At 67.8% G+C, this 12,986-nt stretch carries 15 protein-coding genes and 1 pseudogene; 2 read left to right on the top strand and 14 right to left on the bottom strand.

Translation table 11 applies throughout. The features are described 5' to 3' along the window. Positions 1-248: 248 nt before the first annotated feature. Positions 249-2,000 carry a hypothetical protein gene (locus ACZ4AA_RS33495; protein WP_467611101.1) on the top strand — a complete coding sequence of 584 codons (1,752 nt, stop codon included), beginning with the start codon at positions 249-251 and terminating at the stop codon, positions 1,998-2,000. 366 nt (positions 2,001-2,366) lie between these two features. Here ACZ4AA_RS33495 and ACZ4AA_RS33490 read toward each other — a convergent pair whose 3' ends face one another. The 3 genes from ACZ4AA_RS33490 to ACZ4AA_RS33480 form a co-directional block, all read right to left on the bottom strand. Continuing rightward, positions 2,367-2,552: a hypothetical protein gene (locus tag ACZ4AA_RS33490; RefSeq protein WP_467611099.1), complete on the bottom strand. Its 186-nt coding sequence runs from the start codon at positions 2,550-2,552 to the stop codon at positions 2,367-2,369. A 233-nt stretch (positions 2,553-2,785) separates the two neighbouring features. Then, the gene (locus ACZ4AA_RS33485; protein ID WP_467611097.1) at positions 2,786-3,010 is read right to left on the bottom strand and encodes a hypothetical protein; all 225 of its coding nucleotides are present in this window, start codon (positions 3,008-3,010) and stop codon (positions 2,786-2,788) included. A 395-nt stretch (positions 3,011-3,405) separates the two neighbouring features. Further along, complete coding sequence (locus ACZ4AA_RS33480; RefSeq protein ID WP_467611095.1) at positions 3,406-3,708, bottom strand: SPDY domain-containing protein; 303 nt, start codon at positions 3,706-3,708, stop codon at positions 3,406-3,408. A gap of 293 nt (positions 3,709-4,001) precedes the next feature. Here ACZ4AA_RS33480 and ACZ4AA_RS33475 point away from each other — a divergent pair, with 293 nt between their 5' ends. Beyond that, positions 4,002-4,190: a hypothetical protein gene (locus ACZ4AA_RS33475; protein WP_467611093.1), complete on the top strand. Its 189-nt coding sequence runs from the start codon at positions 4,002-4,004 to the stop codon at positions 4,188-4,190. Between the two features lie 234 nt (positions 4,191-4,424). Here the strand turns inward: ACZ4AA_RS33475 and ACZ4AA_RS33470 are convergent, their stop codons facing one another. The 11 genes and pseudogenes from ACZ4AA_RS33470 to ACZ4AA_RS33420 form a co-directional block, all read right to left on the bottom strand. Next, complete coding sequence (locus ACZ4AA_RS33470; RefSeq protein WP_467611091.1) at positions 4,425-4,757, bottom strand: hypothetical protein; 333 nt, start codon at positions 4,755-4,757, stop codon at positions 4,425-4,427. A gap of 193 nt (positions 4,758-4,950) precedes the next feature. Continuing rightward, a complete protein-coding gene (locus ACZ4AA_RS33465) occupies positions 4,951-5,832 on the bottom strand; it encodes an SPDY domain-containing protein (RefSeq protein WP_467611089.1) in 882 nt (293 codons plus the stop codon). A 37-nt stretch (positions 5,833-5,869) separates the two neighbouring features. Next, the gene (locus ACZ4AA_RS33460) at positions 5,870-6,340 is read right to left on the bottom strand and encodes a type II toxin-antitoxin system RelE family toxin (RefSeq protein ID WP_467611087.1); all 471 of its coding nucleotides are present in this window, start codon (positions 6,338-6,340) and stop codon (positions 5,870-5,872) included. Then, positions 6,337-7,140: a hypothetical protein gene (locus tag ACZ4AA_RS33455; protein ID WP_467611085.1), complete on the bottom strand. Its 804-nt coding sequence runs from the start codon at positions 7,138-7,140 to the stop codon at positions 6,337-6,339. Before ACZ4AA_RS33455 ends, ACZ4AA_RS33460 begins: the two co-directional genes overlap by 4 nt. Position 7,141: 1 nt before the next feature. Next, the gene (locus tag ACZ4AA_RS33450) at positions 7,142-7,753 is read right to left on the bottom strand and encodes a DUF4913 domain-containing protein (protein WP_467611083.1); all 612 of its coding nucleotides are present in this window, start codon (positions 7,751-7,753) and stop codon (positions 7,142-7,144) included. 94 nt (positions 7,754-7,847) lie between these two features. Next, the gene (locus ACZ4AA_RS33445; RefSeq protein WP_467611107.1) at positions 7,848-8,774 is read right to left on the bottom strand and encodes a DNA cytosine methyltransferase; all 927 of its coding nucleotides are present in this window, start codon (positions 8,772-8,774) and stop codon (positions 7,848-7,850) included. 100 nt (positions 8,775-8,874) lie between these two features. After that, positions 8,875-9,045, bottom strand: a pseudogene (locus ACZ4AA_RS33440) (DNA cytosine methyltransferase); the annotation flags it as partial. Continuing rightward, positions 9,035-9,643, bottom strand: a complete 609-nt coding sequence (locus tag ACZ4AA_RS33435) for a hypothetical protein (protein ID WP_467611081.1) — start codon at positions 9,641-9,643, stop codon at positions 9,035-9,037. The gene ACZ4AA_RS33435 and the pseudogene ACZ4AA_RS33440, both read right to left, overlap by 11 nt. Beyond that, entirely contained in the window at positions 9,640-10,827 is a 1,188-nt protein-coding gene (locus ACZ4AA_RS33430; RefSeq protein WP_467611079.1) for a DnaB-like helicase N-terminal domain-containing protein, read from the bottom strand. Before ACZ4AA_RS33430 ends, ACZ4AA_RS33435 begins: the two co-directional genes overlap by 4 nt. Further along, complete coding sequence (locus ACZ4AA_RS33425; protein WP_467611077.1) at positions 10,824-11,063, bottom strand: hypothetical protein; 240 nt, start codon at positions 11,061-11,063, stop codon at positions 10,824-10,826. The genes ACZ4AA_RS33430 and ACZ4AA_RS33425 overlap by 4 nt, the downstream gene beginning before the upstream one ends. Before the next feature lie 94 nt (positions 11,064-11,157). Beyond that, a complete protein-coding gene (locus ACZ4AA_RS33420; protein ID WP_467611075.1) occupies positions 11,158-12,951 on the bottom strand; it encodes a type IV secretory system conjugative DNA transfer family protein in 1,794 nt (597 codons plus the stop codon). Between the last annotated feature and the right edge of the window lie 35 nt (positions 12,952-12,986).

The raw sequence follows: 12,986 nt of genomic DNA, 5'->3' as shown, positions 1-12,986 counted from the left end.
ATCAGCCACCACACCCCCAGCGGTCAGACGGACGTCACCACACATCCAACCGCCATGACCACCAACGCGGCGAACCTATGTGGTCAGAGCACTAGATGGCTCTCGGCGTGCACTGGCGAGACGTAGGCCACTAGTCCCGTGTGGCCGTCGCCTGGTTGGGATGCAGCGAGCGCTGCTGCAGACCCGACCAATGGCGGAGGAGGTAGATCACAGCAAGCTGCCGCCGGGTACACAACTATCCTGTGCCAGTGGAGCCAACATTGACACAGGCGACGTATCCGCCTCCTGGCGGGTCGCTCGCGCTGCTCAAGATCCCCTACATTTTCAGCCAGGACGATCTGCTCACGACTGGTGACTTCATCAAGAAGGCGCAGGAGCAGGGCCACAAGCTGTCGCTCGACGGACTCCAGCGGCTGCATAACCATCGCCTGCTCGTGCCGCTGTACCGCGTAAGTGATGCACCGGTTGCCGGTCGCCGCATTGAAGTCGCCGGACATGGCGGCCATAACGTCCGCGGCTGGGCCATCGAAGCTGCGGTTGAGGGGCGACTGCGTGACTCGGCCGAGGAGGGCTACTCGGTGGCTTGGCCCTACAGGAGGCCTTCGGATGAAGACCCTCAAAAGTGGTGGAACGGCTTTATCTACACATCGTGGCAGCTACTCAGTATCGGCTCCGCTGTTAACAACTATGAGTTCATCAAACTGGGCTTTTCGAATCATCCGCCTAATCAAAGGTTGGCGCGCGAACGACGCTTGACGCTGGTTCTCTCCGCGCTGGCGACACGTTATCTTCCCGGGATCCTTGGGCGGCTCAATATGCCGTTTGGAGTGGATGAGGGCGGGCTCCGCCAGTACAGAGCCACATCAGACGTGCCAGATCTTCTTCGGCTAGCTGGTTTTGATCCGAGTGGACTCGTAGAGGAGGCCGACCTGCTGCTGCACCAAGCGCACCGTGAACCGCTTACCGAGTGGTTGCCGCTGGTGCGATACGCGAGCTACAAAACGGGTTGGTCGAAACTCAGAGGTGAGGCTCTAGAGGGCATGTGGCGGCGTGCGGCTGCTGAGGTCCTGCTGCGTGCGCACGAAGATCTTGCCGCGAAAGGTGTAGTTGATCCATTGCCAGACCTGACTGGCTCGAATTTTTGGAGTTCTCAGCACGATAGATTGACGCCCCGGTATGCGGAAGCCGAGACCCTTGAACGGGCACTGGCCCAACTTGGCTTGTCACCGCATCCGAAGCTAATCTTCCTGGTTGAGGGAGAGACCGAGCTTTATCACGTGCCGCGTCTGCTCGCTGAATTCGGCATGACGCAGCCGCAAGACGTGCGGGTGCAACGCACCAAGGGCTCGAAGGTTAACCCACACCTTATTGCCCGCTATGGCGTCGCGCCTCGCGTAGGTCGAAGGCTTCAAGATCGATGGTTGCTCGACGCTTCACCGACAGCCTTGCTGATTGCGATGGATGCTGAGAATGACTTTGAGACACAGGCCAAACGCGACGCAATGAGGCGCAGACTTCAGCAGGCCATCCGTGAGGAGGTCCAGTATCAAGATGCTGACATCGGACAAGAGGAACTCGACTTCCTGGTCAACATTCGCGTGTGGGGTGAAGATAAGTACGAGCTGGCCAATTTCACGGATGACGAGCTCGTGCCAGCAATTACGATGATTGCCGCGAAGCAGCAGAACCCGAGCGCCGCCTTGGCAACGTGGGAGCAAGACCTAAGGTCGGAACTTCAAGCGGCTCGTGCGGCCCATCAGGACATCAAGGTGCCGCTCTTCCGTCTGAGAGTAAAAGAAGACAAGGTTGAACTCGCTAAAATCCTGTGGCCGATTCTTCGCTCAAAATGTGAAGCGGAGTATGTGGCAGGTAATGTAAAAACGCCTGTGCTTAAGGTAGTGATGGAAGCTCGCCAGCTGGTAGCTAGGCTAACTGGGGTCTTTTCGCTGATGGGGCCGACTGTTCCAGAGGTCGACGGCACTGCAGGTGCTGACGCTTAGTCCATGATGGGTCAGGTTAGACGTCTTGTGCTACTACAGGTCCAATTTGGTGATGATCCGAAGGGAGGCGGGCATGGTAAAGACCTGTTCCGGGGCGCGATGCTCTGTGTTTGGTGAGATCCTTCGGTGCGCTGTGGTGTTCAGGATTTCTGAGACCATCTCGTTGCCGACGTCTTGAACCTCTACGTCTTCTCTGATTTCACTCGTGCTGAGTGATTGGAGTGTGTGGAAGCAGATCTGGCTATCCTGCTCGGCGTGAAGCGGAAGGCAAGAATGGGCACGCTCAACACGGTTCTCTCACTGGCGATGTCGTGCACGAGGGGCCGCCCTGATTCACAGGACAGCCCCCATAAGGTGCGGCACCCGTCACGAGGCCGCCGTCAGGTGGTTCGTGAGCTGTAGGGCATCGATGGCCACTACGAGCGCGGAATGAAGGCCGACTACCTCGAAGACTGTGGGGTGGACAATGGCGGTCCAGTCGCCGTGCAGGTTGGGCCAAGTCGCGAGGACGACCTCCGTCGAGGCCAGGCCCAGGCGGGCAGTGACGTCCATTCCACTACCAGGACGGGGCTCCCAGCTCAGCAGGATGGAGCCGGGGCGAAGCCGACCGGACCTCGGACCGTCGATCCACACCGTGTGGATCGGCTGCGTGGGAAGCGGCGGGATCGAGCGGAGGAGAGCGCCGCGTACGGACCGTGGCATGGGTCGACGGACCAGGTCACTGAGGATCAGGTGGTTCGAGGAGTCGATCGGCGGCGCAGTTGGCCGGGTGCGATGGCGGCAGGTCATACGTCGGCCCAGTCCAGCTGGTTGCGGACTGCAGGTGGCAGCACACCCTCCTGGCCGTTTTCGGCTATGTAGACGGCTCCGCCCGCTCCGGTGATCTCCACGATGTGGCCGATGCAGTGGGCATGAGGCCAGTCCGGGTTGATGGCGAAGTACGCGGGCAGGTCGGGGTCGACGGTCTGAAGCTGGTGGATCAGGTGGCCAACGGTGATCGTGTGGGGCAAGGCAGCCTCCTGGGCGGCGAGCGGGTGAAACGGGAGGTTGGCGGGCATTCAGTCGTCTGCGTCGAGTCGAAGTAGTTCGCGCAGCACGGCGGGGCCCTTCGACAGCGCTGGGGACTCCGCTTGCCGCTGTGGGGCGCGATGGTGCCTGCCTTGTGCGACGGCGTAGTTCTTCGTGGACGAGTGGTTGCTCGTCCAGGTCGTGCAGGTGCACGTGGATATGAAGTGGCTCCGTCCCGTGCATCCCTTTGTGAGCGGCTTACCGCTTCTGCTGTGTTGGTGTTCCGAGGGGCAGACGGATTTGTCGGAGTGGTAGGCGGTCACGGTGATCGAATGGCGGGCATGAAGGCGACCTCCGGGGTGGTGGGGCCGGGGTTGTGGCGGTTGCCGGGCAGGCGTCAGACGCAGGCGCAGTAGCGGGTGGGGAAGGCGATCAGGATGACGAGGAATCCGGCGACGGCCTGTGACGGGGTGTCCGGACCGAAGGTCTGATACCAAGCCGTAGTGCCGCCCTTGTCCGTGACGTGGTGTGCCACAGCTCGCCGCGCGCGGCTTCCCGGCTTTCGGGGAGGAAACCGACGTATATACGCTGGTCGGGGCTGGAGCAGTGGACGTTGCAGTCCAGATCGGTGACGACTTCCCTGCTCTGGCCGTTGAGGAGGTCGGTGACGGGGCGGGCGCAGTGGCAGTCGAGGAGCCACTCCCGTTCGCCAAGGGCGGGCAGCGGAAATTCCGGGCACGGGCTGGAACGGGATGGTGGCGGGGGCGTCACGAGTAGAACCCTTCGTTGACCTGCGGTTTCTCCGGGTTCCCGTACGTTGACATGGTCTGGGGCGGGGTCTCCACTCGTTCCCCACGGTGTGCGTCTGCCGTGGGCGAACTGGCCTCGGGTGCGAAGGCTGATGTCCGTCGAAGGCGGAATGAAACGGTCGTTCCCGCAGCTGTTGCGGGAACGACCGTTCGCCGAGCCTGGCGGAACGGGGGAGGAGCGGACTTGGTCAGCGAGGAGAACCGTGTGTACGACGAGGCCGTCGATGACGTCGAGGCGGCGTCCTTGGGCCGTGCCCGGATGGTCGATGGGCGGCGGATCGAGCTGAACGTGGAGGAGTTGGCGCAACTGCTGGACGGCGAGGGCAGGCAAGCACCGGGAGCGGGCCGCCAACGCCAGGCCGACATGACTTAACGACGCGCCGCTTGCCCCCTGGTGTCCCACGTGCCGTGATGCACTGGAGTCTCGGTCCCGGCGGGTTCCTTGGCCGCTGGGACGCAGACGAGCCCGAGCGCGCCCGCGCCGCATCGAGCGGCGGCGTGGACCGGGTCAGCGAGTGGGCCAGACCCTCGGCAAGGTGCCCCTCGGGGTAGGCGTCGACGATGGACCGGATGGCGTGCACGCGGGCCTGGCGGCTGGCGTGGGTGCTCAGCAGGTCGGAGGACGAGGACCGATCCCCTTCAGGTCGTGGAACAGCGGAACGCGGGCGGGCTGGGTGAAGCGGTGCACCCGCTCACGGTGGTTCGTGATGTCGGTGTCATCGATTTCAAGCGCCCCACGTATCGGCAGGACTGCCGCGAGGGCCGGGTCGTTCACCCTGCCTTCCCGCAGGTACACGTGCAGATCCTCCACGGGGTGCCCCCATGCAGTTTTGATCATCTGGTCGGCGGTGGCGAGGTCAGTGGGGTCCGGTATGACCCCCGAGCCGGCTGGGTGCTGAACCGTGTCACTGGTGGAAGTCGCAGTTGGCGTATCGGTCACGGGATCCTCCTTTGCTGCGATGCCCGAACCAGTCATCGGAGTGCGTGGCGAAGTCACGGTCGAGGAGCGGCGTAAAAGCGAGGTCGCCGGTGAAGGCCGAGGTCGGGCCGGCGAGATGGAGGGGGAGACGTAGACGTCTCCGAAGGTCTTGGCGCTAGGCACGGGGTGGGACTCCAGGGTTCGGGGAGGGTCGCTACCGCTGCCGTCGGGATCCGGCGTGCCGGGCGAGCGCGGCAGGCGCTGCCGGGTACGGAGGCGTGGGCACCGCCGGGGCACGCGCGCTGCGGGCGAGTGCTGCGGCGGCGCGCGGGGTGAGTCCGGTGGACTCCGGGAGGGTGACCGTTGTCAGCGAGCGGTGGCGGTCCGGGATCTGGTCCGGTGTGCGTACCACCGGGGTGGGGTCGGTGAACGCGGAGGCCGACGCCGTGATGAGGTGCTGCGGGGTGTATCGGCTGAAGAACGCCTGCCAAACGGGCGCGTAGACGGGGTCGGGGCCTGCGGACATGCGCCAGGTCGACTTCTCGGGGCTGATCAGCTCGTCGTATTCGTGGAGCCAGCCCGCCCTCATCTGGTACGCGGCGTGCCCGTCGGGCGAGACTGAACGGAACGGCCGGGAGCCGTGCGCTGGTTCCCATCGGCGGCGCGCGATCAGCGAGGCGGGGCTGGTGCCTGTGTAGAGCTTGCCGCCGCTGAGGTAGTCGGCGAAGTCGTTGTGCAGTCCGTTGACGAGGGTCTCGGTGAATGCGGCGACGATCTCGCTGGGGGTGTTCCGGTCGAACGTGGTGATCCAGTCCGGTACTCCGAGTGGGTCCTCAGCGTAGGAGATGGTCCATCCGTCGTAGTAGCTCTCCACGGGGTTGGCGACGCGTACGCGCTGGCACGGGCTGGTGAAGTAGGTGTCAGTGCCGTACGCCACGGCCTTGGTCCAACCGGCGGCGTTGCCAAGAGTGTTGAAGATGTCCACGTTGGGGCCGGGGCCGGCGAGGTAGCCAGGGCTGACCAGGACCTCGGTGTCCGGGCCGAGGGTGTCAGTGACGAGCTGGGTACCGAGCCCTGGCGGCGTGGGCGCGGGCACGAGTGTCCTCCGTGGGGTGTTGCGGAACAGGGGACGATCAACGGGTGTGGCGGGTCCGTGGCTGCGCGCCGGGACCTGCGGGTGCCGAGGGCGGACCGTCGGCGACTCGACCGCTGCTGTCGTGCGGGGAGCGGGCCCTGGCAGCCTGGGCACGCCGTCCGAGAGCGGAGGCGTTGGCGGCTTCTCGCTCGTGCTCCAGCCGGAGGGCTGCGGTGCGGTAGGCGGCGTGGTCCTGTCGCTCGCCAACGGCCAGGAGGTAGATCTCCCGCTGGTGCTGCGACGAGGCGGGAGCGTCCCGGTACTGGATGACCAGTCGCCATCGGGTTTCCGGGTCGACGTAGACCTTGTGACAGCCCGCGAGTTCGCGTTGCAGGGCGGCTCCGCGTTCGTTGCCGTGGACCAGGTGCTGCAGTTCGAGGAGAGCGAGGTCGCGGATGTTCTCCGGCACGGAACGCAGATCGGCGAGGGCCTCGGGATGCGCGGCGAAGGCGTACCGTGCCCGGCTCACAGGGTGCCCCCACGAGGGCGCGTCGGAGGAGGTCCGGCTGACCGCGGTGGGGAGATGGGCGCCGGAGCTACGGCAAGGCCGTTGCCCTTGACCGTGGAGCGAGCGCGTGCGGCTGCCGCCCGGCGGTCGACCTTCTCGGGTGGGGTCGGCGCCAAGGGGAGTGGTGAGTTCCGCTCCATGGCCCAGGTGCCCGCTGCTTCGGCGGTGGTGAAGGCACCCTCCCGCACGGTGTAGGAGCGCCGGTCCTTGGTCGTCTCTTCGAGGAACAGGCGATACGGGGCTTCCGCAGCGTCGGGATGGCTGTCATGGACAAGGGTGCGGACCTCGACACCGAAATCGAAGGAGCACGGGTTGTCGGTGTAGTGGTCGAGGGCCTTGTACCGGTTGCCGGGGTTAACCCTGAGCAGGTCCTCAAGGCGTGCCGTGAGCGCGTCGGCCGGGCGGGGTCCGTGGTTGGACACTTCGGCGGCTTCCTTCGGGTAGCCCCGGCCGATCAGCCAGTTCTGTGCCAGGGGAGCGACCGGATGGCGCTCGGAGGCGAAGGCGAATGTTCGCTGCTCGACGTCCCGTGCGATGTGCAGCGAGACGTACTCCGCTGTACCGGGGATGTCCCAGATGGCGGCCCGGTCGTACAGCAGCAGGTAGCTGTCGCGGCCGTCGGTGCTGTGATGGTCGGCGAGGGTGACGAACAGGTCGTCGGTGAGCGTTGCGGAGGAGAAGTCCTCCGCGATCTGCACGGTGGCGGCTTCGAAGCTGTTGATCCGGTAGTCCGGTACGGGAGTCTCGTACGAGTGGGCCATCTCAGACTCCGGCGGGCTCGGGTGCGGCCAGCAGCCGGTGGTGGGGGCGGGTCGCGCTGGTCGTGCACGCTCCGAACGGCCCATCCGGGGTGCGGAGTTGGAGTAGCGCCGGGTCGAGGTGGTCGCGGTGCCACGTCGAGGGACCGGTGAGGCCGGCCTGGACGTCGGTGAGCTGCTGCCAGGCGAGCCAGAGCGCGTGCAATCGGGCGACGGCCTCCGGGTGTTCCTGCCACTGCCGGCACCACGGTCGGCCGGTGGTGATCTCCCGGCCGTAGACCGGCATGAGCAGGTCGTGTACCCAATTCGTCAACGCGGCCAGTTCTGTGGCGTACGCCTTGGGGGCCAGCGCCAGGATGAAGACGGAGGCGGGCTCGTCCGCCGTGGGCGCACTCGGATCTCCGTCGGCCGGGGACAGGGGCGAGGCTGCGACATCAGGGCGATCGGCGTCGCCCGGTTCGCCGTCCTCCCGAGACGGCTGGTCGTCGCTGAGCCGTGCGAGCGTCTCACCCTGCTTGCGGCTCTCCGCGACGAGCCGGGTGACCGTGGCGACAAGGTCGTCCAGGTCGTGGTCCGGTATGCGTACCGGCTCGCTCTCGTAAGCGGGTTCGGACATAGCTACCCCTGTGCAAGATCTGTTCGGTGGGGTGTCGAGGTTCCGGAGAAACCGGGGTTTGGCCCGGCCGGACATCGTGTGTAGAAGGCACCGCTCAACGCGTGGTGCGGTGGCGGCAGACGGAGCGAGGCGGTGCCAGGATCCGCAGGGCGCGGGCGGCCTGTTGCGGCACGACCCCGTTCCCCAGAGCGGCCAGTTGGGCCGGACGGCCCAGCCCCGGTGTGTCGGTCACCCAGCCCGGAGGCAGGCCCTGCATCCACTCCACGAACAGCGGGCTCAGGCGGCCCGCGTCATCGGTCGGCCGTGGGGCTGGACGGGTGACCGTCTCCCATCGGGCGATGGCGGCGGCGTAGGGTCCCCAGGCCCCGTTCCGTCCTTCGTCGGCACCGGCTCGGTGAACAGCGGGAGTACCACTGCCGAGAGGGGCGGCGTGACGCCTGCTCCCGGTCGACGGCCCGGTGTGCCGGTATCGCTCGCTTGGGGCGTCGGAAGCAGCCGGGCTGCCGCCGAGGGCAGGGCCAAGTCCCCGTTGTCGTGCCGCTGGTTCGGTGAGCCCTTGGTCCCGTCGGACGCCTTCGGGGTTGGCAGGAGCCACTCCACCTCGTCCGCAAGATTCGGGCCGTGACCGCCCCGCTTGCGCTTGGCCGGGTGCTGGCTGCCGCCGTTGGTGGCCAGGTTGCTGGTCGGGGTCTTCAGCAGCGGCGATTCGCTCGGACGGCCAGGCGGTGAGGAAGATCCGTTCTCGGCGGTGCGGGGCCCCGACGTCAGCGGCGCGAAGCACGCACCAGCGCGCATCGAACCGGATGTCGGCCAGGGAGCCGAGTACGGCACCGAGTGCGCGCACAGCAGGCTGCCCTGTGGTGTCTCCCAGACACCACGGGCAGAGTTCCACGTCGCCAGGGGGACCGGCGGGCGAGGAGAGGAGCCCGCGGACATTCTCGATCACCACCAGACAGGGGTTGAGGGCTTCGATGGCGCGCACGACGTGGTGCCAGAGCCCCGAGCGGGTGCCTTCGGCCAGTCCGGCGCGGCGGCCGGCGACGGAGACGTCTTTGACAGGGGAAGCCGGCCGTCAGGACGCACACCTCGGGGGCGTCGACCCAGTTCACGGTGGTGATGTCGCCGAGGTTGGGCACGGTGGGCCAGTGGCGGGACAGGATTCGGGAGGTGCCGGGATCGACTTCGGCGTGCCAGGCGAGCGTGCCCCCGAGGGCGGCTTGGACGCCAAGGTCCAGGCCGCCGTATCCGGAGCACAGGCTCCCGATCAACGGCGCTGACAGGTCAGCGTGCATGGCGGGGCGCGGGGGTGTAGGCGAGCCGGGTCGGTGTCTGGCGGGGGGCGTCCGCATCTGGAGGTTGGTGGTAGATCGAGTTCGCAGGGTGGTCCGAGCGGCTGAGCGCGGCCAGGGTGCGCGGCGGGGTGCCGTCCAGCCGGTCTGCTTCGCCCCGCAGGGTGCCGACGACTTCCTGCAGGTTGTCGCGGACGTACTCCAGCCGTTCCTGGATGACGTGGAATGAGGCCTGCCGGGCGTCGCGGAGATCTCCGGACCGGGGAGCCTCGGCGAACTGGTTCAGGAAGCTGGCTTGGTGGAGTGCCTCGGTGTAGTGCTCCACGGCCCGGCCTGCGGGTATCGCTGCCGAGGTGAAGGCGGAGATGACCGAGGCGAGGTTGAGTCCCGGGTCGCCATCCAGGGCGCGGAAGAGGACTTCGTCCGACAGGTTCTTGAGCAAGTCGGCGAGTGTGGCGAGCCGCTGGGCAGCGGTGATGATGTCAGGAAGGTCGCTTGGTGTCGTCGGGACGCTGATGTCGGCGCGCAGACGGTCGAACTCCTGGGCAGTGAGGTACAGCTGGCCCTGTTCGAGGGCTGCGCGGCCGGTGTGATTCTTCACGCGGGGCTCCGGCGGTGGTCGCGGTCGGGAACGGTGGGGCAAGAGGCGGCAGGCGCAGTCGTGGCCGGGGTGGCGGCCGTGAGCTGGGGATGGCTGCGGGAGCGGGCCGCGTCGATCCGGGCCGCAGGCGGAGGTGCGCCGGGTGGGCTGGCCGTACGGAGCGGCTCTGCCTCGCCCTCGGAGGCGGTGCGCCAGCGGCGGCGGACGTCGTCGAGCGGTCCCAGGGCGTGCAGGGCGTAACCGATCAACCGTCCCGGGGCCAGGGAGTCGGTGTCGGCCAGTGCCCGCACCTGCCGGGCCGCCGTGGTGGCCACCCGTACGAGGGAGGCCTGGACGATGCGTTCGCCGAAGTGCTCGGCAGCTCCGGAGAAGGCCAGCGGGTCGCAGATCCGCCGGACGCGCTCGGCGTCGAGGGTCCCGTCGGCCAGCGCGCCCCGGCGCTGCGTTTCCCACAGCACGGTGAGCTGGTCAATGGGTTCACCACGGTGGTGCAGTGCTCCCAGGGAGCGGTAGATGTGCTGGTGGCCGGCATTGGCGAAGTCGCCGGGGTGGAGCCATCCGACGACGTCGAGCAGTTGGTCGGGCCGGACGCTGAGACAGCCGAGGAGGAACTCCTCGTCGGCCAGGACCTCCTTGTCCACCGGCTGGGGGTGGTGCGCCGACGGCTCACTTGATGTAGGCGGCGTCAGGGGACGTGGGTCGGTGCCCCAGCGGCGGGCGAGGTCGGTGAGGACGTCGGCCAGGATCCGGGCGTGGTGGATCGTCTCCTCGACGCTCCCGCGGATTCCGTCGGCACGGGCGGCCTGGTGGAGGCGGACGGCGTGCTGGGCCACGCTGCGGTGGATGGCGCCCTCCAGAACCATCCGCCCGTAGATGGGGGCGTGCGCGGGGCTCGGGCACACTGCCACGAGCGCGTGTGGGTATGACACCGTCAGTCCGCGGGTGCGGTTGCTGGCCTCCTGCACGGTGTCGGTCAACCAGGCCAGCGGCACGGGCTCGCCCGCGTCCATGGTGGTGGCGGGGTGGCCGTCGGCGCGGAGCTTGAGCATCGCGGTGTAGAGGGCCCGGTGGGCAGGGCGGGAGAAGTGGTCCGGTCGTAGCCAGGGCGATAGGTGGTCGAGCTGGCCGGGATCGAGGAAGACCGCACCCAGGACCGCCTGTTCGGCCTGTACGAGCGGTGTCATCGCGAGACCTCGTGGGCGGGCCCGCGGTTGGCGTTCAGCTGTGCCACGGCACGGTCGGCGGAGGCCAAGTCGGCGGCGAAGCGGTTCAGTTCGCTGGTGATAACGGGATCCGAGGCGGGCAGGGATCCGGTCGGGGAGACGAGCCACCAGTGGCCGTCGCGACGTACGGCGGGAGTGCCGGCGAGTCGCTCGGCCGGCCGGACGGACGCCCAGGTCGGCGGTACGGGGTGGGACATCGGAGCACCTCAAGCAGAAGGAACGAGCAGTGGCTGAGCGGAGGCGGGCGCACGCCTGGGCGTCTGGTGCTGATGCGATGCCGCACCGGGGCCGTCATGCGGCCGGGCCGAGGTCGTCTCGGCGCAGATGCTTGGCCAGTGCCCGCTCGGTGATGGCCGCGGTCGCCCTGGCGGAGGCGGCGCCGAGGCGGTCGGCGTCCGGTTCGCGGTACCAGGGCTTGAGGTCGAGCAGCGCCGGGCGGACGCCGGTGGCCAGCAGGAGCGCGGAGCCCTTGGGCAGGGCCCGTATCGCGTCGGCCGGGAGAACGCGCTCCTGGCGCATGGAGATCGACGTCGACCTGCCCGACTCGCTGGTGGACACGGAGACGGTGCGTACGTCGTGGTCGCCGACGAGGCGCGAGAGTTTGTCGGCGAAGTCGGCGTCGTCGATGCCGGATCCGACCAGTTTGATCGTCGCGGCGGACCACAGGGCGTCCATGCCAGCCTCGCCCCAGACCCGTACGCCCTGGCGGTAGGACTGCAGGATCGTGATCGGGATGACGCCGCGGGAGCCGAGGTGGGAGTAGAGGTCGGGCAGGTCCGCGATCTTGCATACGTTGGCGGCCTCGTCGAGGATCGCGAGCAGCGGGGCGTCGAGGCGCCCGCCGTCGCGTTCGGCCTGGAGGACGGCCGCGCGCATCACCGCGTCGGCGGCTGCGGCGATGATCGCCGAGGCGGAGCCACCGCCGTCTTTCGACAGCAGGAACAAGGTGTCCTTGCTGGTCGCGAACTCCCGCGGCTTGAACTCCCGTACCTTCTCAAAGCCGTTGGCCGGGGTGACCCAGGAGGCGATGCCCGGGTCGAGGAGACAGCTTGCGTACTGTCGGGCGGTCTCGAAGATGCCGTCGCGGGTCTCGACGGCACCGGCCACGGTGCCCTGGAGCTGCGCGGCGACGGCGTCGAAGCCTGCGTCCTGCAGGAGGTCGATGGGTGTGCGGTCGGCGGGAGAGGCGAGCCAGGCCAGCACGTCGGTGATCGGACGGCCGTCGCGGGCAGCGGCCAGGAACAGGGCGGTGAGGGTGTTGGCGGCGGCGGTGGACCAGAAGTCGCCCGCGTTCGACTCATCCACGGAAGCGGTCACGAAGTGCCCGGCCAGCCGCCGGGCCCCGGCGAGATCATGGGCGTCGGCGAGGATGTCCCACCACATGCTCTGCGGGGCGTGGGCGATCTGCTGCGGGTCCAGGGTCCACACCGTGCCCACCCCGGCGCGCTCGTCGAGCGTCGCCGTGAAGGCATCGCGTGCCGCCTTGTTCGAGGTCAGCAGCACCGGGCCGGGAGCGCGCAGAAGGGCGGGTATCGCCAGGCCGGACGTCTTCCCGGAGCGAGGCGCCATGATCGCGAGAAGAACGTCCTCCCAGGAGGAGCGGACCTCGGTGGCACCCGGCTTCAGTGTGCCGAGCAGCACGCCGCGGTCGTCCGGGTCCACGTCCTTGGGCTTGGTGCCCTTGAGGCTGGGGCGCAGGTCGATCGCCTTGGTGGCGATCTTCTTGGGCAGCAGGTCGGCCAGGTCCCGCCAGCCAGCCAGACCGCTGGGATTTCGGCGAAGGCGCAACCAGAGCCGGGCGCCGAGGGCGGCTGCAGCAGTGAGCGCGGCAGCGGGCAGCAGATAGCAGCTGGTGAGGACGGCGGACTGAGCGAGATGCGGCCAGACCAGCCTGGGATGCAGGAGCGCGTTGGTCGGCTGGAAGGCGGCCCACCTGTCGGAGCCGACAACGACGTTGGCGAGATTGCCGAACAGCCAGGCCAGCGAGCCTCCTGCCGTACCGAGCCCGGCAATGACGATCAGGAGGTAGAGGAGGAAGTCCGTGCCGGTGGTGGTCGAGGGCGTGCTGGTACGCGGAGATGGCAAGGCGGGATCCAGAGGGGTGCGGGCCGAAGGGTGGC

This window comes from Streptomyces sp. NPDC024698 (assembly GCF_055559015.1).
The sequence above is the reverse complement of the archived record's forward strand: the minus strand, read 5'-3'. Positions and strand labels throughout refer to the sequence as shown.